The sequence below is a fragment of the Variovorax sp. P5_A3 genome (assembly GCF_056400665.1).
In genome coordinates this window covers 1-23,220 of sequence record NZ_JBFUKW010000004.1, presented here as the reverse complement: position 1 = coordinate 23,220, position 23,220 = coordinate 1, and the positions used below count along the sequence as shown (strand labels likewise).

Below are 23,220 nucleotides of genomic sequence, written 5' to 3'. Positions count from 1 at the left end.
GGTCGCCGCTGTCAGTCGGTACCGGGTGCCGAGGCATCCTGGAAGCCAAGAATGGCTTTGGTTTCCAGGTACTCCTCGAGACCTTCTATTCCGTATTCGCGGCCATTTCCCGACCGCTTGTAGCCGCCAAAGGGGGCATGAGGGTTCCAGGCCGGATAGTTGATGTGCACCTGCCCGGAGCGGATGCGCGCCGCGACGGCGCGCGCCGCGGCAAGGTCCTCGCCTTGCACATGGGCGCCCAGGCCATAGACGGTGTCGTTGGCAATTTCCACAGCTTCGTCCACGCTGTCGTAGGGGATCAACGCGAGCACCGGCCCGAAGATCTCCTCCTGCGCGATCTGCATTTGAGAATGCACCGCGGTGAAGATGGTCGGACGGCAGAAGAAGCCGCGGCTCAAGCCCTCCGGCCGTCCGAGGCCGCCACAAAGGAGCCGCGCACCTTCGGCGATGCCGATGCCGATCATTTCCTGCACCCGATTGAACTGGGCGCGATTCGCCACCGGGCCGTGCGTGGTCTGCTGCGAACGCGGATCGCCCACGACGAAGCCGGATGCCGCTTCGAGCGCGAGCCGTTCAACCTCCTGCAGGCGCGCGCGGGGCACGATCATGCGCGTCGGCGCGCTGCAGGATTGGCCGACGTTGCGGAAGGCGGCCGCCACGCCTTTGGGAACGGCAAGAGAGAGGTCCGCGTCCGGCAGGACGAGGTTGGGCGATTTGCCGCCGAGTTCCTGGGCCACGCGCTTCACCGTCGGGGCCGCCGCTTGGGCAACAAGGACGCCGGCCCGGGTCGAACCGGTGAACGAGATCATGTCTATGTCCGGATGCTCCGCCAAGGCAGCACCGACCTCTGGTCCACTGCCGTTCACCAGGTTGAACACACCCGGCGGGATGCCAGCGTCGTGCATCACCTCGGCAAAAAGCAAGGCGCTCAGGGGCGACAGCTCGCTGGGCTTCAGAACGACCGTACAGCCCGCTGCCAGGGCGGCGCCGACCTTGGCGGTGATCTGGTAGAGCGGCCAGTTCCAGGGTGTGATCAGGCCGCACACGCCGATGGCCTCGCGCACGATGGCCATGTCTCCCCGATGGGCGACGAACGCATAGCTGCGCGCATTGTCGCGGGCCACGCGGATGTGCTGTGCCGCAGACGGCACCTGCGTGCTGCGCGCGAAGCCGATGGCAGCGCCCATCTCCAACGAGATCGCCTGAGCGAACAGTTCTGCGCGTTCCAGGATGAGGGCGTGGACGCGATCGAGAAGCAAGGCCCTGCTCTGGGCGGAATTCACCGACCAGGTCGCGAATGCGCGCCGAGCCGCAGCCACCGCCGCATCGACGTCTTGCACAGTTCCCAGCGCGATCTCCGCGAGCGGCTCCTCAGTCGACGGATCGATGACAGCGGCGCAAGCTTGCCCGTGGGGCATCACCCACTCGCCGTCGATGAACGCGCGATCCAGGCGGCCAGCGCTCCTGAGACGTTCGACGATGGAGGAGTTCATGGAGTCGGCCTTTCGGAAATGACTTGAGGGTTGCTCATTGCCATCCAGAAAGGCCTGGCCACGGAGGCTTTGCAATGCGGAGGGGTGCGTCATGATGGAGCTGAGGTTGAGCCTTTGGATGTCCAAAAGTTTAGGCTGCGCACCCCTCGCGCCGGTGCTTCAATGAGGGTCTTGCACAAAGCAGGCTGCGGTTGTGCGACTCGCTACAGCAGATCCTGCCGCGTGCATACGCCTGACGCCTTCACAACGGACGCACTCAAGCGGTTGCGCCCGCGCCCAGCACCAAGCCAATAAGCCCATCAGCACCAGTCCCAGTTCTGTCCATACCTGCCACTGCGCTTGCGGGCGACTGGCGAAGCCGCGGTTGACGGGCGACTACTCTACACGTGCTTGTTCAAACACGCCTCACTCAGCGCGGGTGGGGAAACAGCCGTTCGATCGGACAGTGCGTCTTGATGAAAGGCGACTTGATAACGATGTAGCTGAAGTACTTCGAGATGCCGATGTTGCGTTCGAGCAATTCCTCGATCACTTCCTGGTAGTGGTTGACGCCACGCGTCAGGAAGCGCAGCAGGTAGTCGTAGCCACCGCTTACCAAGTGACATTCGAGCACTTCGTCGACCTCGCGGATCGCTGCCTCGAAGCGAACGAAGTCCTCACGGTGGTGGTCCTGCAGCGTGACCTCGGTGAACACGGTGAGCGTGTCGCCGAGCTTCTCCAGCCGCAGGTGCGCGCCGTAGCCCGCGATGTAGCCGGCCTGCTCGAGCCGCTTCACGCGGATCAGACAGGGACTGGGCGAAAGGCCCACCGCATCGGCCAGGTCCACATTGGTCATGCGGCCGTTCTTTTGCAGCTGGGCCAGGATGCGCAGGTCGAGTCGGTCGATCTTGAAAGCTTCTGACATGGCGGTGCCGGGTAGGAGAGATGCCCTCGATTCTGCGTGCGTCGGTCCTCGCGTGCTCAGGCGCGCTCAGCTGGCGAGGGCCGCGCGCACGTCGGGCGCGGCCAGCACCTCGTCCAGCGTCTTCTTCAAGCGCGTGAACATCTGGGCGAACTCGTCTTCGGTGAAGGTGAGTGCCGGCGCAAAGCCGAGGATGTGGTCGCCGAAGGAGCGGAACACGAGGCCGTTCCTGTAGCCGGTGGCGAAGATACGGTCGGCGAGGCCGAGCGATGCGTCGAAGCCGCGCTTGCTCGCCTTGTCGCTTACCAACTCCAGCGCGCCCAGCAGGCCGCGATAACGCGCATCGCCCACCAGCGGATGCGCGGAAAGCGAATCGAGCCCGGCCGCGAAGTGGGCCGCACCGCGCTGGCCGTTGGCGAGCACGCCGCCATCTTCGTAGAGGCGTACCACCTCGAGGGCGACCGCGGCGCTGACCGGGTGCGCCGAATAGGTGGCGCCGTGGCCGACCGAGGCGCCGGCCGGACTGCCGTCGGCGATGCCGGCATAGACCTGCTCCGACATCATCGTCGCACCCATCGGCGCGTAGCCTGCCGTCAGGCCCTTGGCCACTGTCATCAGGTCGGGTTCCACGCCCTCGGCCTGGCACGCGAACATGGGGCCGGTGCGGCCGAAGCCGGTGATGACCTCGTCGACGACGAAGAGGATGCCGAGCTCGCGCGTGGCGTCGCGCATGGCCTTCAGCCAACCCTTGGGCGGCACGATGACGCCGCCAGAGCCTTGGATCGGCTCGCAGAAGAAGGCGGCCACGTTGTCCGCGCCCAGCTCGGCCACCTTGGCGCGAAGTGCGGCGACCGAGGCTGCGATCAGCGCCTGCGGGTCGGCGCCGTCTGCATGGCGGTAGGGGTAGGGCGAGGGGATGTAGTGCTGCGTGGGCAGCGGCAGGTCGAAGCCGCGATGGAAGGCCGGCAATGCGGTCAGGCCGGCGCCGGTGGACGAAGAGCCGTGGTAGCCGCGCTCCAGCGCGATGAACTGCTTCTTCGACGGCTTGCCGATTGAATTGTGGTACTGCACGATGAAGCGCACCGCGGCGTCGATCGCCTCGGAGCCGCCGAGCGTCAGATAGACGCGGGTCAGCGAGGCCGGCGTGATCTGCACCAGCTTCTCGGCCAAGCGGATCGCCGGCTCGCTGCTGAAGTGGAAGTAGCCGGTCGCGTATGGAAGGCGGCGCATCTGCTCGGCCGCAGCCTGCACCACGCTCTCCTGCCCGTAACCGACGTTCACGCACCAGAGGCCAGCGAACGCGTCGAGCAACTCGCGGCCGCTGGCATCGGTGAGCCACGCGCCGCGGCCCGAGGCGAGCACGGTGGGCCCGCGCTGCTCGTGCACGCGCCAGGGCGAGACGGGATGGATGAGGTGCGCGCGGTCGATCGCGTCGAGCGCGGCCTGGTGGGGTAAAGCAGTGGGGTGCGTCATGATGGGGCTGCGGTAGGGCTTTTGGATGTCCAAAAGCTTAGGCCGCGAGCCCCTCGCGCGGATGCTGCATTAAGGGCCCTGCGCAAAGCAGGCTGCGGTTGTGCGAGTCGCTACAGCAGATACTGCCGTCACGCCCATGCTCTCGACCGCTGACGGCCGGGCGCCCGACTCTCATCGCCAAGCTGCTGAAAACCGTAGTACCACTTCCAGTGAAAGCCCGAAGGTAGTGGCGCGGTGTGTTTGCGATCGGGATGCGTGCGGAAGAACTTCTCCATCGTGGCCTCTGGGTGGAGGATCCCATCCGACGTTTGGGGGAGTCGGCAGAAGAAGATGCTGGCAGCGCCCCGATAACCAAATGCTGTGCCGCGTCGCAGACCCAGTTCGGTTCAGCGACGCAGAAAGCGGCCCCTATGCTCATGGCAACCGGCATTGCCGTCATCACTGGAGCTCTTCAACATGTCCCTGCAAGATTTCAAGGTTCTCACGTTCGACGTTGTCGGCACGCTGATTGATTTCGAGGGCGGCATGCTCGCGTACCTGCGCTCTGCCGCCCCCGAGGCCCGCGTGACGGACGAGGACTTCCTCGCCGCCTACCGCTTTGCGCGCGCCGACGGCAATGCCGGTTGGTATCCCGATGATCTGGAGCGATGCTGGCACGCCATCGCGCCGAAATTGGGCCTGCCCGACACTGACGCACACGCGCAGGGCTTTCGCGATTCGGTGGCCCGATGGCCGGCGTTCCCCGATTCGGTGGAAGCATTGAAGCGCCTCAGCAAGCGTTTCAAGCTGGTGACCATGACCAATGCGCAGCAATGGGCACTGGCCCATTTCGACAAGACGCTGGGCTCTCCCTTCGACATGCTGCTCTCCTGCGACGACGCGCTGTGCGAGAAGCCCGATGCGCGCTACTTCGCGTATGCCCGCGGCCGCTTCGAGGGCGCCTGGGGCTACAAGCAGGCCGACAACCTGCACGTCGCGCAAAGCCAGTACCACGACATCGGCATTTCCAGGCAGCTGGGCATCACCACCTGCTGGATCGAGCGCCGCCATGGACAGAAGGGTTCCGGCGGCACGCTCGAGTCCGAACACACCCGGCCCGACTACCACTTCCACACGCTGGCCGAACTGGCCGATGCCGTCGAGGCCGGGCGTTGACGCTCCAGTCCATTGCCGCGCCGGTTGCCGACCTGCTGCCCGAACTGGTCGCGCTGCGCCGCGACCTGCACGCACATCCGGAGCTCGCCTTCGAAGAACGGCGCACGGCCGGCCTGGTGGCGCGGGCGCTGCGGCTGCTCGATCTCGAGGTTCACGAGGGCCTCGGCGGCACCGGCGTGGTCGGCACGCTGCGCTGCGGCAGCGGGACGCAGAGCGTCGGCCTGCGCGCCGACATGGATGCGCTGCCGATGGTCGAGCTTGGGCGCTCCGCCCATGCCAGCCGCACGCAGGGCGTGCACCACGGCTGCGGCCACGACGGCCACACCAGCATGCTGATCGGCGCCGCGCGCCAGCTGGCGCGCACGCGGCGCTTCGACGGCACGGTGCACTTCATCTTCCAGCCGGCCGAAGAAGGCAAAGGCGGGGCGCGCGCCATGATCGAGGACGGCCTGTTCGAGCGCTTCCCCTGCGACAGCGTCTATGCGCTGCACAACTGGCCCGACCTGCCGCTCGGTCACGCGCAGACGCGGGCCGGCCCGATCATGGCGGCGGCCGATCGCTTCGACATCGTGCTGCATGGACGCGGCGGCCATGCCGCGCAGCCGCATCACACGCCCGATGTCATCCTCGCCGCGAGCCAACTGGTTGCACAGCTGCACACCATCGTCTCGCGCCGCATCGATCCGGGCGAATCGGCGGTGCTCTCGGTCACGCGCATCGAAGGCGGCCACAGCCACAACGTGCTGCCGGCGGAGGTATCGATCACCGGCACCGTGCGCAGCTTCGACCTGGCGTTGCAGGATCGCATCGAGGCCGCGCTGCGCGCCACTGTCGAAGGCGTGGCGCTGGTCCACGGCATCCGGGCGGAGGTCGGCTACGTGCGCTACTACCCTGCCACGGTCAATACGCCAGCCGAGGCCGCGCTCGCGCTGGCCGCGGCAAAGGCCGTCGGCCTGCAGTCCGACATGGCGCCGCGCGCCGCTTTCACCTCGGAGGACTTTGCCTTTATGCTGAAGCACCGGCCCGGCGCCTACCTCTGGCTGGGCCAGAGCCGCGCCGATCCGGGACCGGACGGCGAACGCGCGCTGCATCACCCTTGCTACGACTTCAACGACGATGCGCTGCCGCTGGGCGTGCGTTGGTTCTGCGAAGTGGCCGAGCGCGCCCTCGCAAGGTCTTCGTCGTGATGGCAATGTAGGCATCGCGCCTTCCGGGCTTGGATATGCTTCAAACAAGCATCCTGAACATCTGGAGCACCCCAAGATCGTCGAGCGCATCTGGACCGGCAACGCTACCGCACTGCGTCGCCAGCCAGCGCAGCAGCGGCTGGCGCGGCGTGCGCAGCGCGTCGATGGGCAGTGCGGCGCGATCTCGGCCGGATCGGAATCGACCAAGGCAGCCAGCGGCCCTTGATCGAAGGCAGACTCGCATCGAGCCGGGTGCACATGTTGACGTCAGGATTGCGGCTGCCAGGCAAAAGGCCTCGATCGTCGTCTGCTCCACCACTCGGCCGGCGAGCTGACGGCCGCGTTGTTCAGGTTGACCAGCAGTTCCTGCGCCAGATAGCGCTCGCGCACCTGCTCCCAGCGCTCCTCGTTGGCGTCGAGGTTCCTGCATCTCCTCAGTACCCGCGCGCGCGCTCGACCAGACCGAGCATCGGAACGCCGTCCTCGAAGCGCCGCAGGTTGTCCAGCACCACCTCGGCCGCGCTCAAGGGCTGGGTCACGCTCGCGATATGCGGCGTGAGCTGGACGTTCGGATGGCGCCAGAAGGCATGCGCCGGCGGCAGCGGCTCGGGGTCGGTCACGTCGAGCACCGCATCGCCGATCCGGCCGCTCGCCAGCGCGGCCAGCAGATCCGCTTCGACGAGTTGCGGCCCGCGGCCGACGTGCACGAGGCCCGCGCCTTCGGGCAGCATCGAGAACAGCCGCGCATCGAGAAAGCCACGCGTCGAATCGGTTAGCGGCAGCAGGCACACGAGGATGTCGGTGCGCGCGAGAAAAGCCGGCAGCTCGTCGGCGCCGGCATGGCATGCCACGCCCTCGACCGCATGCCGCGAGCGGCTCCAGCCTGCGCAGTCGAAGCCCAGGCCGACGAGCTGCGCCAGCACTGCCTGGCCAAGCGAGCCGAGCCCCAGCACGCCCACGCGCCGCTCGCCGGCGGGCCGCACGAGCAAGGGGCGCCACTGGCCCTGCTGCTGCTGGCGCCGGTAGCGCGGCATGTCGCGATGCAGGCCGAGCACCCCATGCGTCACATACTCGACCATGCCCTGCACGATGCCGGGCTCGACCATGCGCACTACCGGCAAGTCCGGCGGCAGTGCCGCGAAGTCGAACTGGTCGACACCGGCGCCGGAAGAGAACAGCACCTCCAGGTTGGGGAAGCGCTCGGCCAGATCCGGCGGCGGCTCCCAGGCCGCCAGGAAGCGCACATGCACCGGGTCGCCGATGTCGGGCCAGATGCGGAAGTCGATCTCGGGCGCGCGGCGCCGGAACACCTCGGCCCACTGGCGGCCGCGCACCGGATCGGACTTGTAGAGAAAGGTGGTCGCGCCCATCGAACTCAGCCCACGGCCTGCGTGACGATCGCAAACAGCGCGGGACCATCCGGCGCCTTGGCGAGCGGCGCGCCGCGCACCATCGTCGTCGGCGCATCCACGCGCAGCAGGCCAATGCTCTCCAGCCATTCGGCCAGGCCACTGGCGAAGTCGATGTCGATGCGTGTGAAGTTTCCAGCGTTCATCCCGGCGAGGTGCGCGATCAGCGCCTTCGCGCCTTCGGCATCGGGCGCCACCACCGGACCGATCGCGTGCCCGCGCCCGAAGCGCCGCAGCATCGCGAAGCCGCGCGGCGCGTTGTCGTGGTCGAGCACCACGCAGGCATCGGACGCGGCGAGCAGGTCTTCGATCAGCGCATCGCGCGGCATGCCGCGTGCCGCGGCATCGAGCGCCTGCAGCGATGCCGCCTCGCTCTGGCCGGCGGGCCGCAGGCGCCAGCCTGTGGGCAGCGCGATCAGTGGCGCCGGCTGGGCCAAGCCCTGGTGCTGCCGCAGCTCGCCAGTGCGCACAAAGCCCAGGCGCTCGTATAGACCTCGGCCTTCGGCGGTGGCATGCAGCAGCACCGTGCAATCCTCGAGCTCTTCGAGCAGCGCGCTCATCAGCCGGTGGCCGAGGCGGCGCCCCTGGCAGACCGGCGACACGATCACGAGGCCGATGGTGGCGTGGCGATCGCCCCAGCGCCAGCGCAGGGCGGTGCCGACCAACTCCCCGTCGCGCTCGGCAACGATGCCCTCGGCATGGGCGAAGACCTGCGCCCAATCCGCGGGGCGGTGCGGCCAGCGCAGCTCGGCAGTCAACGCGTGCGCGAGCGGCAGGTCGGCAGCGGTCATCGGTCTCAGCACCACGCCGTCGAGAGCGGGTGCGTTCAGTGTCTGGGCGGGCATCGGCAGGTCTTCGTGCGAGCAATAGGGCAGCTCATCTTGGACGACATCCGCGCCTTTCGCCAGAGCGAATTCGCGCTCTTTCGCAACTCGCAAGCTTCGCCTGCAAAGGGTGCCTTTTTTGCAATTCGCTGCGGCGGCGGGCCTGCCTACGCATACAAATGCTGAGCCGATCTCCCTAGCATCGATCGCCATGCAAAGCTTCGAGCCGGACTTGAACACGCTTCATTTCGACCCCCGACGAGACCTCCTCTCCAAACGGGCACGTTGTCGGGGGGTGTGCTGGTCAATGGCGAGGGTGACCTGCTCGAGGTTCGTCGTCCATCCGATGGGAGGGTCTATGCCGAGGTACCGATCGCTCCTGCAGCCATCGTCGACCGTGCGGTGAGCAATGCGCAGGCCGCATTCCAGACTTCGGATTGGGCGACGGGAGCGCCCCGTGCACGCGTCTACATCGGCGGTGAGCCCTACGGCGTCGTTGCGACCGTCGCACCCTGAACTTCCCACGCCAAGATCGGCCCGGCATTGGCGGCAGGCAACGACTTCTCGAACTGACCGCGGCAGTCTCACGCATTGCCCGCGCAAAGCAGATTGCGCTTTGCCGCGCAGCCAATCGCGCATTTGCCACCGTTTTCGGCATCGGCTTCGGCACCCACGCGGGAACGCCCAAACATAGCATCAGGGTCGTGTTCCACCCTCCTGAAAGTTCACTCTTCATGTCAAGAAATCTGCTCATCAACTTCAACTTCGACCAGCTCGGTGCACCTCGCGAATACCGGCCGCCGGCCGAACGCGTCATCGAAGGCGACATCGTGTGCCGCAACTGGGACGTCGACAGCGCCAAGGACGACAAGGTGCGCGCTGGCGTGTGGGAGTCGACGCCCGGCGTCAATCGCTCCATCAAGGGCGAGACCTGGGAGTTCTGCCTGATCCTGTCCGGCGTGGCCGAGCTCACCGAGGACGGACGGCCCCCGGTGACCTACAAGGCCGGGGACTGCTTCATCATGAAGCCCGGCTACACCGGCACCTGGCGCACCCTCGAAACTGTGCGCAAGGTATGGGTCATGGCCTGAGCATGACGCAGCTGCCGCTTCAAAAGCGTGCTCATCGCCTTTGCAGCGACGCACCGAGGTGCGTCGCCGCACACGCGAGGGGCAGACCGCATGGCATGCCGCCGCACCCCCTTCAAACCGCAGCTTCCGCGCGCCACGTGCCGCATTTCCCTACATCCTCGGCGCTGCTGCGTGCTGCAATCGTTTCGTCATGAGTTCGTCGCATTTACATCTCTCATCCAAGGAACAGAGACCATGAGCATCCGTCCCAAGTACATCACCTTCGACTGCTACGGCACCCTCACGCGCTTTCGCATGGGCGAAGTTACGCGCGACATCTTTGCTGACCGTATTCCCGCCGAGCAGATGGAGCAGTTCATCGCCGACTTCAGTGCCTACCGCTTCGACGAAGTGCTCGGCGACTGGCAGCCCTACGAAGTGGTGCTGAAGAACGCGGTGCGGCGCCTCTGCAAGAAGTGGAAGATCCAGTACCTGGACCACGAAGCGCAGAAGTACTACGACGCGGTGCCGACGTGGGCTCCCCACGAGGACGTGCCCGCCGGTCTGGCCAAGGTCGCGAAGGAGATCCCGCTGGTGATCCTGTCAAACGCCTCGGACAACCAGATCCAGAAGAACGTCGCGATGCTCGGCGCCCCTTTCCATCGCGTCTACACCGCGCAGCAGGCCCAGGCCTACAAGCCGCGCCTGCAGGCCTTCGAGTACATGCTCGACTCGCTGGGCTGCAACCCCGAGGACGTGCTGCACGTGTCCTCCAGCCTGCGCTACGACCTGATGTCGGCGGACGACCTGGGCATCGTCAACAAAGTCTTCGTCAACCGCGGCCACGGCCCGGGCAATCCGGCCTACCGCTACGTCGAGATCAAGGACATCGGCGGCCTGCCGGGCGTGGTCGGCCTCTGATCAGTTGCAAGCACCGCACGCCATGAAGCTCGATTCCTACTGGACCGATTCGGCGCCTGCCTTCGTCGCCCGCTCGCGCGAGCTGTCGGCGCAGGCGGATGTCGCGATCGTGGGCGGCGGCTTCACCGGCTTGTCTGCGGCGCTGGCGCTCGCGAAACGCGGCGCTAAGGTCGTGGTGCTGGAAGCCGGCGAGCGCGTGGCGGCCGAGGCCTCGGGGCGCAACGGCGGACACGTCAACAACGGGCTGGCGGTGGACTACGCCGAAGTCGCGGCCAAGGTCGGCGTCGAGCGCGCCCGCGCCTGGTACCGCGCCTACGACGACGCAGTGGACACGGTGGCACGGCTGGTGCGCGAGGAAGCCATCGACTGCGATTTCCTGCGCCACGGCAAGCTCAAGCTTGCGACGCGTCCCGGCCAGATGGCGGCGCTCGAACGCAGCGCCGAGCGCCTGGTATCCGACCGCGTCGACACCGATGTCGAAATCCTCGACGCGGCGCGCGTGCATGCCGAAGTGCAGAGCGAGCGCTTTCACGGCGGCCTGCTCTACAAGCGCAGCGGCCAGATGCATATGGGCCGATTCGCGCAGGGCCTGGCGGCCGCGGCCGATCGCAACGGCGCGCAGATCCATACCGGCACCGCCGTGCAGCGCATCGAGCGCCTGGGCTCGAGCCACGCCCACAAGCTGCACACCAGCCGGGGCACTCTCAGCGCGCAGCAGGTGCTGCTGGCGACCGGTGCCACGCGCCACGGCGGCTACGGCAGCTTCGGCTGGCTGCGCCGCCGCATCGTGCCGATCGGCAGCTTCATTGTCGTCACCGAGCCCCTGGGCGCCGAGCGCGCGCAGGCCCTGCTGGCGGCGCGGCGTACCTACACCACGGTGGCCAACATCCACCACTACTTCAGGCTCACCACCGACCACCGGCTGGTGTTCGGCGGGCGCGCGCGCTTCGCGGTCTCCAGTCCTCAGTCCGATGCCGCGAGCGGCGAGATCCTGCGCGCCGGGCTGGCCGAAACCTTCCCGCAGCTCGGCAACGTGCGGCTCGACTACTGCTGGGGCGGCCTGGTCGACATGACGCAGGACCGGCTGCCCCACGCCGGCGAGCGCAACGGTCTCTACTATGCGACGGGCTACAGCGGCCATGGCACGCAGATGTCGGTGCACATGGGCCAGCGCATGGCGGCTGTAATGGGCGGCGATCCGCTCGCCAATCCCTGGCGCGGCCGCAACTGGCCGGCGATCCCCGGCCACTTCGGCCCGCCGTGGTTCCTGCCGGCGATCGGCCTGTACTACACGCTCAAGGACAGGCTGGCCTGAGCGCCATTCTTCATCGACCCACCAAGAGGAGTCAACCCCATGAACAGCAGCAGCAACATGACCTTCGAGAAGCTCGTCGGTCCCGGCGAAAGCCTTCGCGTGATGGAGTCGCTGCGGCGCGGCGCCTCGCGGCGCGACATTCTCGCGATGCTGATGGCCGGCGGCATGCAGGCCACGCTGGCCGGCGGCATCGCAGGCGCCGCGATGTCCGCCCATGCGCAGACGCCGAAGAAGGGCGGGCGCATCCGCGTCGCCGGCGCGACTGCCGCCGCCACCGACACGCTCGATCCGGCCAAGCAGTCGAACCAGACCGACTACTCGCGCTGCAACATGATCTACAACGGCCTCACCTCGCTGGACGGCAGCCTGACGCCGCAGCCCGCGTTGGCTGAGTCGTTCACCACCAAGGATGCCAAGACCTGGGTCTTCACGCTCCGCAAGGGCGTGACCTTCCACGACGGCAAGCCGCTCTCGCCGGCCGACGTGGTGTACTCCGTGATGCGCCACAAGGACCCGGCCACCGCCTCCAAGGCCAAGGTGCTGGCCGACCAGATCGACAGCGCCAAGGCCACCGGCCCGAACGAAGTGACCTTCGTGCTGAGCGCGCCGAACGCCGACTTGCCGGTGATTCTCGGCACCTCCCATTTCCAGATCGTCAAGGAAGGCACCGCCGACTTCAATGCCGGCATCGGAACCGGCCCCTATAAGCTCAAGGAATTCAAGCCGGGCGTACGCTCGCTGGTGGTGCGCAACGACGCCTACTGGAAGCCCGGCAAGCCTTACCTCGACGAGATCGAGTTCGTGGGCATCGGCGACGAGAGCGCGCGCGTCAATGCACTGTTGTCGGGCGGCATGGACCTGGTGGGCTCGGTCAATCCGCGTTCGGTCGAGCGCGTGAAGGGCACGCCCGGTTTCGGGATCTTCGTCACCCAGTCCGGCCAGTACTCCGATCTCGTGATGCGCAAGGACGTGGGTCCTGGCGCCAACCCGGACTTCGTGCTCGCGATGAAGTACCTGTTCGACCGCGAGCAGATGAAGAAGACCATCGCGCTCGACTACGCGGTGGTCGCCAACGACCAGCCAATCGACCCGACCAACCGCTTCTACTTCGCCGGCCTGCCGCAGCGCCCCTTCGACCTCGACAAGGCGAAGTTCCACCTGCAGAAGTCCGGTGTCACGGGCAAGGTGTCGATGGTGGCATCGCCCGCGGCGCTGTACTCGGTGGAGATGGCCTTGTTGCTGCAGCAGACGGCGCAGCGCGCCGGCTTGGAACTCGACATCAAGCGCATGCCGGCCGACGGATACTGGTCGAACCACTGGCTCAACAGCCATGTGGGCTTCGGCAACGTCAACCCGCGCCCGAGCGCCGACGTGCTGCTGACGCAGTTCTTCCAGTCGGGTGCGGCGTGGAACGAGTCGCGCTGGAAGAGCGAGAAGTTCGACCAATTGCTGTCGGCCTCGCGCGCTGAGACCGACCTGACCAAGCGCAAACAGATGTACGCCGACATGCAAACGATGATCCACCAGGACGCCGGCATCGGCATTCCGCTGTTCCTCGCGAGCATCGATGGGCACACGTCCAAGCTCAAGGGACTGTCGCCCATCCCGCTGGGCGGCCTGATGGGCTACAACTTTGCGGAAAACGTCTGGCTCGAGGCCTGAGCATGAGCTTCTCCCCAGGCTTTGCGCACTCCAGGGCGCTCCGTCAACCCTCTCACCGGGGCCAATACCGGCGGCCCGGCAACGCCGGTTCCGCAGTGTTTCCCCCGAATGGGCGGCGCCGGTTCCATCTGTTTCGAACGGCTCAAAGCGCCTAGGAGTAATGAGATGAATCATGTAATCCTGAAGCTTCTCGTTCAACGCATCGCGCTGGCGCTGCTGTCGTTGCTGGCGGTGTCGGTGATCGTCTTCTCGATCACTGCAGTGCTGCCCGGCGATGCCGCGCAGGAACAGCTTGGCCAGGACGCCACGCCCGAAGCCGTTGCCGCGCTGCGAGCGAAAATGGGTCTCGACGTGCCGGCGCCCGAGCGCTACGCGAAGTGGCTGCTCGGCATGGTGACGGGCGATCCGGGTCGCTCTGCGACCACCCAGATGCCGGTTTCGGAGCTGGTCTCCAGTCGGCTGCCCAACTCGCTGCTGCTGGCCGCCGTCACGGCGCTGTTCTCGGTGCCGATCGCGCTGACGCTAGGCATCGCCTCGGCGGTGTGGCGCGGCTCCTGGTTCGACCGCGCCGCTTCGACGACTGCGGTGGGGGTAGTGTCAGTGCCGGAGTTCCTGGTCGCAACGCTGGCGGTGCTTGTGTTCGCTGTCCAGCTGCGCTGGCTGCCGGCTCTCTCCTTCGTCAACGACATTGAGTCAATCGGGCAGATGCTGCGCGCCTTCGCCATGCCGGTGCTCGTGCTGTGCTGCGTGATCGTCGCGCAGATGATGCGCATGACGCGAGCCGCGGTGATCGACCAGCTCGAGGCGCCGTACATCGAGATGGTGCGGCTCAAAGGCGCCTCGCAAATGCGCATGGTGCTGGCGCACGCGCTGCCCAATGCGGTGGGCCCGATCGCCAATGCCGTGGCGCTGAGCCTGTCGTATTTGCTCGGCGGCGTGATCATCGTCGAGACCATCTTCAACTACCCAGGCATCGCCAAGCTAATGGTCGACGGCGTTTCGCAGCGCGACATGCCGCTGGTGCAGACCTGCGCCATGATCTTCTGCTGCGCCTATCTGATCCTGGTGACGACGGCCGACATCTGCGGCATCCTCGCCAACCCGCGGCTGCGGCACCGTTGAGGCCAATTCCATGGAAACCTCCACCTCCAACTCCACTTCGGCCGTGAACGTCATGGCTTCTGTCGCGGCTTTGCCGACCGAGCGTCGAAACAGCCCGCTGCGCCGGCTCGGCAGCTTCGGGCCATCCGGCCTGCTTGGCCTCGCGGTGCTGCTGTTCTGGCTGCTCGCGGCGTTGCTCGGCCCCTGGCTGCTGTCGCACAGCGCGGGTGTCGTGGGCGGCAACAACGTCTTTGCGCCCATCAGCGCGAAGCACTGGCTGGGGACCGACTACCTCGGCCGCGACATGCTGGCGCTCGTCATCGAGGGGGCGCGCTACACGATTGGCGTTGCACTGTTCGCCACGCTGCTGGCAAGCGGAGCCGGCACCACGCTGGCGCTGCTGGCCGCCGCCAGCGGTCGTTGGATCGACGCAGTCCTCAGCCGCGGCCTCGACACGCTGACCGCCATCCCGAGCAAGATGTTCGCGCTCATCATGGTGGCGGGCTTCGGCTCCTCGGTGCCGATGCTGGTGGTCACGGCGGGAATCATCTACGTGCCGGGCGCCTACCGCATGGCGCGCTCGCTCGCCGTCAACATCAACGCGCTCGACTACGTGACCGTGGCGCGCACGCGCGGCGAAGGCACGCTCTACATCATGCTGCGCGAGATCCTGCCGAACATCGCCGGCCCCATGCTGGCCGACCTGGGCCTGCGCTTCGTCTATGTCGTGCTGCTGCTGGCGAGCCTGAGCTTCCTCGGCCTGGGCATCCAGCCGCCGGCGGCCGACTGGGGCTCGCTGGTGCGCGAGAACATCGGCGCGCTGGCCATGGGCGGCGCCTCGGTGATCGTGCCGGCGCTGGCCATTGCGAGCCTGACCATCGCGGTCAACCTCGTCATCGACAACCTGCCGGGCCGTACCGCCCGCGAAAGAGGAGCACGCTGATGGGCGCACCACTCACTGTCCAGGGCCTCAGCATCACCGCCGGCGCGAACACGCTGGTTGATGCCTTGAGCTTCTCCGTGCAGCCCGGCGAGGTGCTGGCGCTAATCGGCGAGTCGGGCTCCGGCAAGACCACCACCGCACTGGCGCTGATGGGCTATGCGCGCCACGGCTGTCGCATCTCGGCTGGCCGCGTGCAGATTGGTGACACCGACGTGCTCGCGCTCGATGTGGCGCAGCAGCGCGCATTGCGCGGCCGCACGGTCTCCTACATCGCGCAGAGCGCAGCCGCCTCCTTCAACCCCTCGCGCACGATCATGGACCAGGTGGTGGAGCCGACCGTCATCCACGGCCTCTGCAAGCGGGCCGAGGCCGAGGCGAAGGCGGTGCAGCTCTTCCGCGAGCTCGCGCTGCCCGATCCGGAAACCATCGGCGCGCGCTATCCGCACCAGGTCTCCGGCGGCCAGCTGCAGCGGTTGATGGCCGCGATGGCGCTGATCGGCGACCCCGAGCTCGTGATCCTGGACGAGCCGACCACCGCGCTCGACGTGACTACGCAGATCGAGGTGCTGCATGCCTTCCGCCGCGTGGTGCGCGAGCGCCGCGCCACCGCGGTGTACGTGAGCCACGACCTGGCCGTGGTGGCGCAGATGGCGGACCACATCCTGGTGCTGCGCGACGGAAAGATGCGCGAGCTCAACGCGACCGGGCGGATCCTCTCGGCACCGGTGGACGACTACACGAAGTGCCTGCTGGCTGCCGCCCGACCGGTGGCGCGCGAATCGGGCAAGGCGGCGAACGACGACCCCGAGTTGCTGCTCCATGTGCAGCAGCTCTCGGCCGGCTACGGTCCGGTGGATGCGCAGGGACGCCCGGCCAAGCCGATCCTTCAGGACATCGACCTCAAGCTCCACCGCGGCCAGGCAATCGGCGTGATCGGCGAGTCGGGCTCGGGCAAGACCACGCTGGCGCGGGCCGTCGCCGGCCTGCTCAAGCCCAGCCACGGCAGCGTGCTGTTCCGCGGTCGCGAGCTCAAGCCGACGCTGCAGCAGCGCGAGCGGGACGAGCTCCGCCGCATCCAGATCGTGTTCCAGATGGCCGACACCGCGCTGAACCCATCGCAGACCATCGAGCGCATCCTGGCGCGCCCGCTCGAGTTCTACAAGGGCCTGCGCGGCGAGCCGCTGAAGCGCCGCATTCGCGAACTGTTGGACCTGGTGAAGCTGCCGCAGACCGTCGCCGGGCGCCTGCCGGGCGGGCTGTCGGGCGGACAGAAGCAGCGCGTCAACCTGGCCCGCGCGCTCGCGGCCGAGCCGGACCTGATCCTGTGCGACGAGGTCACCTCCGCGCTCGACACCGTGGTCGCCGCGGCGGTGCTTGACCTGCTGGCCGAGCTGCGGCGCGAGCTCGGGGTGTCCTATCTGTTCATCAGCCACGACCTGCATACGGTGCGCGCGGTGTGCGACGAGATCGTTGTGATGCAGCACGGCCGCAAGCTCGCGCAGGTGGCGCGCTGCGACTACGAGCGCGGGCCGCACCACCCCTACTACGAACTGCTGGCCCGTTCGGTGCCCGAGCTGCGCCAAGGCTGGCTTGACGACATGGACCGCAAGGCAGCGGCAGCAACATGACGAAAACCGAGATGACACCCACCTTCCGCATCGCGCTGATCGCCGGCGACGGCATCGGCAAGGAAGTGATGCCCGAGGGGCTGCGCGTGGTGCAGGCCGCGGCGGAGCGCTTCGGCTTCGAGCTAGACTGCCGCGTCATCGACTGGGCCAGCTGTGACTACCACGCGGCGCACGGCCAGATGATGCCGGACGATTGGAAGGAGCAATTGAAGGGTGTCGACGCGCTGTACTTCGGCGCCGTCGGCTGGCCTGCGACGGTGCCCGACCACGTCTCGCTGTGGGGATCGCTCCTGAAATTCCGCCGCGAGTTCGACCAGTACATCAACCTGCGCCCGGTGCGCCTGTTCGAAGGCGTGCCCTGCCCACTGGCCGGCCGCAAACCAGGCGACATCGACTATCTCGTGGTGCGCGAGAACACCGAGGGTGAATACACCTCGCTCGGCGGCGTGATGTACGAAGGCACCGAACGCGAGATCGTGATCCAGGAATCGGTCTTCTCGCGCCACGGCACCGACCGCGTTCTGAGGTACGCCTACGAACTCGCCCAGACGCGAAAGAGAAAGCACCTGACGGTCGCCACCAAGAGCAACGGCATCGCGATCAGCATGCCCTGGTGGGACGGGCGCGCGGATGCGATCGGCCGCGACTACCCTGAGGTGCAGGTCGACAAGCAGCACATCGACATCCTGTCGGCGCGCTTTGTGCTGCAACCGACGCGCTTCGATGTGGTGGTGGCGAGCAACCTGTTCGGCGACATCCTCTCCGACCTCGGCCCTGCGACCACCGGTACCATCGGCCTCGCGCCCTCGGCCAACCTCAACCCGGACCGGAGGTTCCCGTCGCTGTTCGAGCCCGTGCACGGATCGGCCCCCGACATCTTCGGCCAGAACATCGCCAACCCCATCGCGATGATCTGGTCGGGCGCGCTGATGCTGGACTTCCTCACGCAGGCACAAGGCGCCGGCCGCGCCGCGCACGACGCGATCCTCGGCGCCATTGAGACCGTGCTGCGCGAAGGACCGCGCACGCGCGACCTCGGCGGTACCGCATCCACCACCGAGATGGGAATCGCGATCGCGGAGCGCGTGGCCGCAGCCTGAAATCCTCCATGACAAACACCATGACACTGACTCTTGAACGCACGGACCTGATGCCCGGACGCCAGCTGATCGGCGCCGAATGGCGCGAGGCGAGCGACGAACGCCGCCTCGACGTCACCGACCCTGCCACCGGCGCTGTCTTCGCCAGCGTGCCCGACGGCAGCGCCGCCGATGCGCGCGCGGCCGTCGATGCCGCGCACGCCGCCTTCCCGGCATGGCGGGCCGTGCCTGCCAAGCAGCGCGCGCAGATCCTCAAGCGCTGGAACGACCTGGTAATGGCCCACCAGGAGGATCTCGGCCGGCTGATCTCGCGCGAGCAGGGCAAGCCGCTGGGCGAGGGCCAGGGCGAGGTGGCCTATGCCGCTAGCTACATCGAGTGGTTTGCCGAGGAAGCTACGCGCGCCAATGGCGACATCATTCCCGCGCCGGCGCCGGGCCGGCGCATGTTCGCGCTGAAGGAGCCGGTGGGCGTGGTCGCCACCATCACGCCGTGGAACTTCCCAGCCGCGATGATCGCGCGCAAGATCGCGCCGGCGCTCGGGGCCGGTTGCACCGTGGTGTGCAAGCCTGCCGAGGACACACCGCTGACCTCGCTGGCCCTGATCAAGCTGGCCCAGCAGGCCGGCGTGCCGCCGGGGGTCATCAACATCGTCACCGCCTCGCGCGAACGCACGCCCGAGGTGGTGGACGTGTGGCTGGACGATGCGCGCGTGCGCAAGATCAGCTTCACCGGCTCGACGCCGGTGGGCCAGCACTTGGCGCGCCGCTCGGCGGACACGCTGAAGAAGCTCTCGCTCGAGCTCGGCGGGAACGCGCCCTTCATCGTGTTCGAAGACGCAGACATCGATGCCGCCGTCGAAGGCCTGATGGCGGCCAAGTTCCGCAACGGCGGCCAGACTTGCGTCTCTCCAAACCGCGTGTTCGTGCACGAGCGCCTGCATGACGCCTTCGCCGACAAGCTGGCCGGACGCGTCGGTGCGCTCCAGGTGGGCCCGGCGAGCGACGCAGCCTCGCGGATTGGTCCGATGATCAATGCGCGCGCGGTCGAGAAGGTCGAGCGCCATGTGCAGGACGCGGTCGCCAAGGGGGCCAAAGTGCTCACCGGGGGTAGGCGCCTCGTCGATCTGGGTCCGAACTATTACGCGCCCACGGTGCTGGTGAACGCCGATGCCACCATGGCCTGCAGCTGCGAGGAGACCTTCGGGCCGGTGGTGCCGATCACGCGATTCGACAGCGAGGCCGAGGTGATCGCGGCGGCCAACGACACGCCCTTCGGCTTGGCGGCCTACTTCTACTCGCAGGACGTGCGCCGGATCTGGCGCGTGGCAGAGGCGCTGGAGACAGGCATCGTCGGCGTCAACGAAGGCGCGCTCGCTGCCGAGGCAGCCCCCTTCGGCGGCGTCAAGGCCTCAGGCTACGGCCGCGAGGGCTCGGTGCACGGGCTGGACGACTACTTGCACATCAAGTACGTGTGCCAGGGGCAGCTGTAGCAGCGCTGGGCGTCGGACTGGAATGCTGGCGCGCCTGAACAAGGTGGCCGTGCCCGGCGAACCGATCGGTGGTCGTGGCCCGGCCGCACTGAAGTGACCCCGCGCCTGTACGAGCCGTCAACCATGAACAGCCCTTTGTCCAAGCACCGCGTCGTCATCGTGGGCGGTGGTGCCGGCGGTCTGGAGCTGGCCACTCGCCTCGGCGATATGTTGGGCAAGCGCGGCATGGCGGACGTCACGCTGGTCGACATGCACCGCACCCACGTATGGAAGCCCAAGCTGCACGAGATCGCCTCGGGTAGCATGGACATGAGCGCGCACGAGGTCGACTATCTCGCGCAGGCGCACTGGCACCGCTTCCGCTTCCGGCTCGGCGAGCTCACCGGCATCGACCGCGAGCGGCGCGAGGTGCATGTGGCACCCTACATGGACGACGAGGGCCGGCTGGTCACGCCGGCGAGCGCCCTCGGCTACGACACCCTGGTGGTCGCCATCGGCAGTCTTAGCAACGATTTCCTCCCTTCTGGGCCACCGTCGCTGCGGCTACCGTTCTCGTGCTCATCCACCGCGCGGTGGCGTTGGCAAGCACACGGTGGCAGTGGTTCGAAGACCTGGTCAACGGGCAAGAAATCGAACTCGTGGGGATGCGGAGCCGGGAAAGATCATGCACGAGACGCGCAAGGGCGAAATGGCCGCCGTCAACGAACTGCCCTTCGGCAAGTATTACGGCGGGGTCGATACGACGCCCCTCTTCGTGATGTTGGCGGCCGAATATGCGCGGCGCACGGGAGACCTCGCCTTATCGACGGCATCTGGAGTGCGCTATTGGCAGCCACCGCGTTCGCCGATCGGACCGATTGCGCTGATCGAAGTCCAAGGCTATGCGTTCGCAGCGTTTCGCGGCATGGCCCGTCTGTCGCGCGAGCGCGGCGTCCACGACAGCGCCACCCGATGGAACGAGGCCGCCAGTGCGCTGGCTGCGCGAGTGGAAAGCAAATTCTGGCGGGATGAGCTTCAGTTCTACGCATTGGCGCTCGATGGGCGGGGCGACCCTTGCCGCGTACTCGCATCGAACGCGGGGCACCTCCTGTTTACGGGCCTGCCCTCGCCGGAGCGCGGCCGAACGGTCGCGCGGCAGCTTCTGACGAGCGCCTTCGACACAGGCTGGGGCGTGCGCACCTTGGCGGCGAACATGGCCCGCTTCAACCCGATGTCGTACCACAACGGGTCTGTCTGGCCGCACGACGTGGCGCTGTGTGCTGCGGGCATGGCGCGCTATGGCGAACGCGACGGGGTGGTCCACTTGCTCGGAAACATGTTCGAGGCCGCGATCAATTTCGGACTGCGATTGCCTGAGCTGTACTGCGGCTTCGACCGCGCCCCGGGCGAGGCGCCGGTAGCCTACCCGGTGGCGTGCCTGCCGCAAGCCTGGGCGGCGGGGTCGGTGTTCATGCTACTTCAGTCATGCCTGGGGATTCACGTCGATGGACGCGAGCACACCCTGCGGGTGGACCGGCCTTTCTTGCCGCAGGGCGTCGAGACTGTTGAGCTCGTCGACCTGCAAGTCGGTCCGAACCGCATCGATGTCATGTTCCGCCGCGTGAACGGCCGCGTGGTCGCGTTTGCCGAACAGCGGCTGGGTGGAAAGAGGGCCCGCTTCGATATACGCTATTGATCCGCTAGCGGTTCACTGCTTCCTTCTTCGCCGCGGCGTTCACGGCCCAATTGCTCCATGAGTTTTTCCCCCTCATGGTCCTTGCCGTCGCTCGGTATCGCTTCTTCCTGCGTGATCTCGGGCTCGTCGGGAGTGTTGGTCGTGTTGCGCGAAGGCGTTGGCTTCATGACTCTGGTCTTCATCTTCGCTCCAATCCGTTTCTGGGATGTCGATCCTGAACCGGCGAGACGACGTGGGGCTCGGCTGAAATCCCGCGCTTGGGGGTGCGGCAGAAATCTTGGACTACCTCTGGAGGTAGTTCATGTATTCATACGACGACCGCATTCGGGCGGTCAAGCTCTACATCAAACTGGGGAAGCGAATCGGGGCGACCATTCGCCAGTTGGGCTACCCGACGAAGAACTCTCTGAAAAGTTGGCATGAGGAGTACGAGCGAAGCCTGGACTTGTCGCGTGGCTACATGCGCACGAGGTCGAAGTATTCGCACGAACAAAAGAGGCTCGCTGTTGACCACTACCTCACTCATGATCGCTGCATTGCTGCAACCCTGAGGGCCCTGGGCTATCCAGGGCGGGGGACCCTTGCTGCCTGGATTGATGAGCTGCACCCCAACTCCCGGCATCGCGTTGTCGGCAAAGTCGGCAGTGTGCCTCTGCCGCCGGAATTGAAGAAGCTGGCAGTCCTCGAGCTGTGCACCCGTCAGGGAAGTGCGCAGGCGGTTGCTCAGAAGCTTGGCGTGAGCAGGCCGACGTTGTACAACTGGAAGAACAAACTCGCCGGCCCGGAGGTCCCAGCATCAATGAAACGCCGCAAAGTTTTGCCCCCAGGGCCGCAGCCCGAGCGAGCGGAACTGGAGCGACAAGTCGAATCCCTTCGTCGCGACATCCGACATCTGCAACTCGAACACGACCTCTTGAAGAAGGCCAATGAAATCATAAAAAAAGGCCTGGGCGTCGACCTGCAACTCCTGACGAATCGGGAGAAGACGCTGCTAGTTGACGCCCTCAAACAGACCCATGCGCTGTCAGATCTCTTGACTGAGCTGGGCCTTGCCCGCAGTTCGTATTTCTATCATCGGGCGCGCGTGCAGGTTGCGGACAAGTATGCTGGTGCGCGCCGGGCGATTGCCGACATCTTCGAACTTAACCACCGGTGCTACGGCTACCGCCGGATGCAGGCAGCGCTGAGCAGACAGTGCGTGCGCCTGTCAGAGAAGGTGGTGCAGCGCCTGATGAAGCAGGAGCGCCTGGTCGTCGCAAAGCCGAAACGGCGCCGATACGGCTCCTACCTGGGGGAGATCAGCCCGGCGCCAGAAAACCTCGTCAATCGCGACTTCTCGGCTGCCGCCCCGAATGAGAAGTGGCTCACCGATATTTCGGAGTTCCAGATCGCCGCCGGCAAGGTTTATCTGTCACCGATGATCGACTGCTTCGACGGTCAGGTCGTCAGTTGGTCGATCGGCACGCGACCGGACGCTGAGCTTGTGAACACGATGCTGGATGCGGCCATCGAGACAATACCCGGCGACAGCGAACGGCCTGTCGTGCACTCCGATCGCGGCGCCCACTACCGCTGGCCTGGATGGCTATCGCGCATCGCAGATGCCAAGCTGATTCGTTCGATGTCACGCAAAGGGTGCTCGCCAGACAACGCTGCCTGCGAAGGCTTCTTCGGCCGGTTGAAAACGGAAATGTTCTATCCTCGTGACTGGCAAACAGCGAGCATCGAGCAGTTCACCCTGGCCTTGGACTCCTACATCCGCTGGTACAACGAGAAGCGGATCAAGCTCTCCCTCGGCGCTCTCAGTCCTGTTGAATATCGGAAAAGCCTGGGGCTCGCGGCATAACCAGTCCAAGATTTCTGCCGCACCCCC

General features: G+C 66.6%; 21 protein-coding genes and 1 pseudogene. 15 read left to right on the top strand and 7 right to left on the bottom strand.

Features of this window, described 5'->3' with window-relative positions; translation table 11 throughout:
- Window positions 1-11 precede the first annotated feature (11 nt).
- The 3 genes from AC1D3B_RS07490 to AC1D3B_RS07480 form a co-directional block, all read right to left on the bottom strand.
- The gene (locus tag AC1D3B_RS07490; RefSeq protein WP_478190037.1) at window positions 12-1,493 is read right to left on the bottom strand and encodes an aldehyde dehydrogenase family protein; all 1,482 of its coding nucleotides are present in this window, start codon (window positions 1,491-1,493) and stop codon (window positions 12-14) included.
- 409 nt (window positions 1,494-1,902) lie between these two features.
- Complete coding sequence (locus AC1D3B_RS07485) at window positions 1,903-2,397, bottom strand: Lrp/AsnC family transcriptional regulator (protein ID WP_478190036.1); 495 nt, start codon at window positions 2,395-2,397, stop codon at window positions 1,903-1,905.
- 66 nt (window positions 2,398-2,463) lie between these two features.
- Window positions 2,464-3,867: an aminotransferase class III-fold pyridoxal phosphate-dependent enzyme gene (locus tag AC1D3B_RS07480; RefSeq protein ID WP_478190035.1), complete on the bottom strand. Its 1,404-nt coding sequence runs from the start codon at window positions 3,865-3,867 to the stop codon at window positions 2,464-2,466.
- 456 nt (window positions 3,868-4,323) lie between these two features.
- Here AC1D3B_RS07480 and AC1D3B_RS07475 point away from each other — a divergent pair, with 456 nt between their 5' ends.
- On the top strand, window positions 4,324-5,022 hold the full coding sequence (locus tag AC1D3B_RS07475; protein ID WP_478190034.1) for an HAD-IA family hydrolase: 699 nt from the start codon (window positions 4,324-4,326) through the stop codon (window positions 5,020-5,022).
- A complete protein-coding gene (locus AC1D3B_RS07470) occupies window positions 5,019-6,209 on the top strand; it encodes an amidohydrolase (protein ID WP_478190033.1) in 1,191 nt (396 codons plus the stop codon). Before AC1D3B_RS07475 ends, AC1D3B_RS07470 begins: the two co-directional genes overlap by 4 nt.
- A 267-nt stretch (window positions 6,210-6,476) precedes the next feature.
- Here AC1D3B_RS07470 and AC1D3B_RS07465 read toward each other — a convergent pair whose 3' ends face one another.
- From AC1D3B_RS07465 to AC1D3B_RS07455, 3 genes are read right to left on the bottom strand one after another with little or no spacing between them, the layout of a single operon-like run.
- Window positions 6,477-6,599, bottom strand: coding sequence for a hypothetical protein (locus AC1D3B_RS07465; protein ID WP_478190032.1), 123 nt, complete (start codon window positions 6,597-6,599; stop codon window positions 6,477-6,479).
- A 44-nt stretch (window positions 6,600-6,643) separates the two neighbouring features.
- Window positions 6,644-7,579, bottom strand: a complete 936-nt coding sequence (locus tag AC1D3B_RS07460; protein WP_478190031.1) for a 2-hydroxyacid dehydrogenase — start codon at window positions 7,577-7,579, stop codon at window positions 6,644-6,646.
- 5 nt (window positions 7,580-7,584) lie between these two features.
- Entirely contained in the window at window positions 7,585-8,463 is an 879-nt protein-coding gene (locus AC1D3B_RS07455) for a GNAT family N-acetyltransferase (protein ID WP_478190030.1), read from the bottom strand.
- Window positions 8,464-8,727: 264 nt separating this feature from the next.
- Here AC1D3B_RS07455 and AC1D3B_RS07450 point away from each other — a divergent pair, with 264 nt between their 5' ends.
- From AC1D3B_RS07450 to AC1D3B_RS07395, 12 genes and pseudogenes are all read left to right on the top strand, one after another.
- On the top strand, window positions 8,728-8,958 hold the full coding sequence (locus tag AC1D3B_RS07450; protein WP_478190029.1) for a hypothetical protein: 231 nt from the start codon (window positions 8,728-8,730) through the stop codon (window positions 8,956-8,958).
- A gap of 218 nt (window positions 8,959-9,176) precedes the next feature.
- Window positions 9,177-9,533, top strand: coding sequence for a cupin domain-containing protein (locus AC1D3B_RS07445; RefSeq protein WP_478190028.1), 357 nt, complete (start codon window positions 9,177-9,179; stop codon window positions 9,531-9,533).
- 234 nt (window positions 9,534-9,767) lie between these two features.
- A complete protein-coding gene (locus AC1D3B_RS07440) occupies window positions 9,768-10,433 on the top strand; it encodes a haloacid dehalogenase type II (protein WP_478190027.1) in 666 nt (221 codons plus the stop codon).
- 22 nt (window positions 10,434-10,455) lie between these two features.
- The gene (locus AC1D3B_RS07435; protein ID WP_478190026.1) at window positions 10,456-11,748 is read left to right on the top strand and encodes an NAD(P)/FAD-dependent oxidoreductase; all 1,293 of its coding nucleotides are present in this window, start codon (window positions 10,456-10,458) and stop codon (window positions 11,746-11,748) included.
- A 39-nt stretch (window positions 11,749-11,787) separates the two neighbouring features.
- Complete coding sequence (locus AC1D3B_RS07430; protein WP_478190025.1) at window positions 11,788-13,410, top strand: ABC transporter substrate-binding protein; 1,623 nt, start codon at window positions 11,788-11,790, stop codon at window positions 13,408-13,410.
- Window positions 13,411-13,575: 165 nt separating this feature from the next.
- Window positions 13,576-14,532, top strand: a complete 957-nt coding sequence (locus tag AC1D3B_RS07425; RefSeq protein WP_478190024.1) for an ABC transporter permease — start codon at window positions 13,576-13,578, stop codon at window positions 14,530-14,532.
- Between the two features lie 52 nt (window positions 14,533-14,584).
- On the top strand, window positions 14,585-15,454 hold the full coding sequence (locus AC1D3B_RS07420; protein ID WP_478190363.1) for an ABC transporter permease: 870 nt from the start codon (window positions 14,585-14,587) through the stop codon (window positions 15,452-15,454).
- On the top strand, window positions 15,454-17,082 hold the full coding sequence (locus AC1D3B_RS07415) for an ABC transporter ATP-binding protein (protein WP_478190023.1): 1,629 nt from the start codon (window positions 15,454-15,456) through the stop codon (window positions 17,080-17,082). The genes AC1D3B_RS07420 and AC1D3B_RS07415 overlap by 1 nt, the downstream gene beginning before the upstream one ends.
- An 11-nt stretch (window positions 17,083-17,093) precedes the next feature.
- Window positions 17,094-18,182, top strand: a complete 1,089-nt coding sequence (locus tag AC1D3B_RS07410; protein WP_478190022.1) for a tartrate dehydrogenase — start codon at window positions 17,094-17,096, stop codon at window positions 18,180-18,182.
- A gap of 20 nt (window positions 18,183-18,202) precedes the next feature.
- Window positions 18,203-19,672 carry an NAD-dependent succinate-semialdehyde dehydrogenase gene (locus AC1D3B_RS07405; RefSeq protein WP_478190021.1) on the top strand — a complete coding sequence of 490 codons (1,470 nt, stop codon included), beginning with the start codon at window positions 18,203-18,205 and terminating at the stop codon, window positions 19,670-19,672.
- 123 nt (window positions 19,673-19,795) lie between these two features.
- Window positions 19,796-20,215: pseudogene (locus tag AC1D3B_RS07400) on the top strand (FAD-dependent oxidoreductase); the annotation flags it as partial.
- A 121-nt stretch (window positions 20,216-20,336) separates the two neighbouring features.
- Window positions 20,337-21,347 (top strand): amylo-alpha-1,6-glucosidase, encoded by a 1,011-nt coding sequence (locus tag AC1D3B_RS07395; RefSeq protein ID WP_478190020.1) that lies wholly within the window; start codon window positions 20,337-20,339, stop codon window positions 21,345-21,347.
- Here AC1D3B_RS07395 and AC1D3B_RS07390 read toward each other — a convergent pair.
- Entirely contained in the window at window positions 21,341-21,529 is a 189-nt protein-coding gene (locus AC1D3B_RS07390) for a hypothetical protein (protein WP_478190019.1), read from the bottom strand. The two genes, AC1D3B_RS07395 and AC1D3B_RS07390, sit on opposite strands and share 7 nt — an antisense overlap.
- Before the next feature lie 119 nt (window positions 21,530-21,648).
- Here AC1D3B_RS07390 and AC1D3B_RS07385 point away from each other — a divergent pair, with 119 nt between their 5' ends.
- Window positions 21,649-23,193 carry an IS3 family transposase gene (locus AC1D3B_RS07385; RefSeq protein ID WP_478190018.1) on the top strand — a complete coding sequence of 515 codons (1,545 nt, stop codon included), beginning with the start codon at window positions 21,649-21,651 and terminating at the stop codon, window positions 23,191-23,193.
- Window positions 23,194-23,220 lie beyond the last annotated feature (27 nt).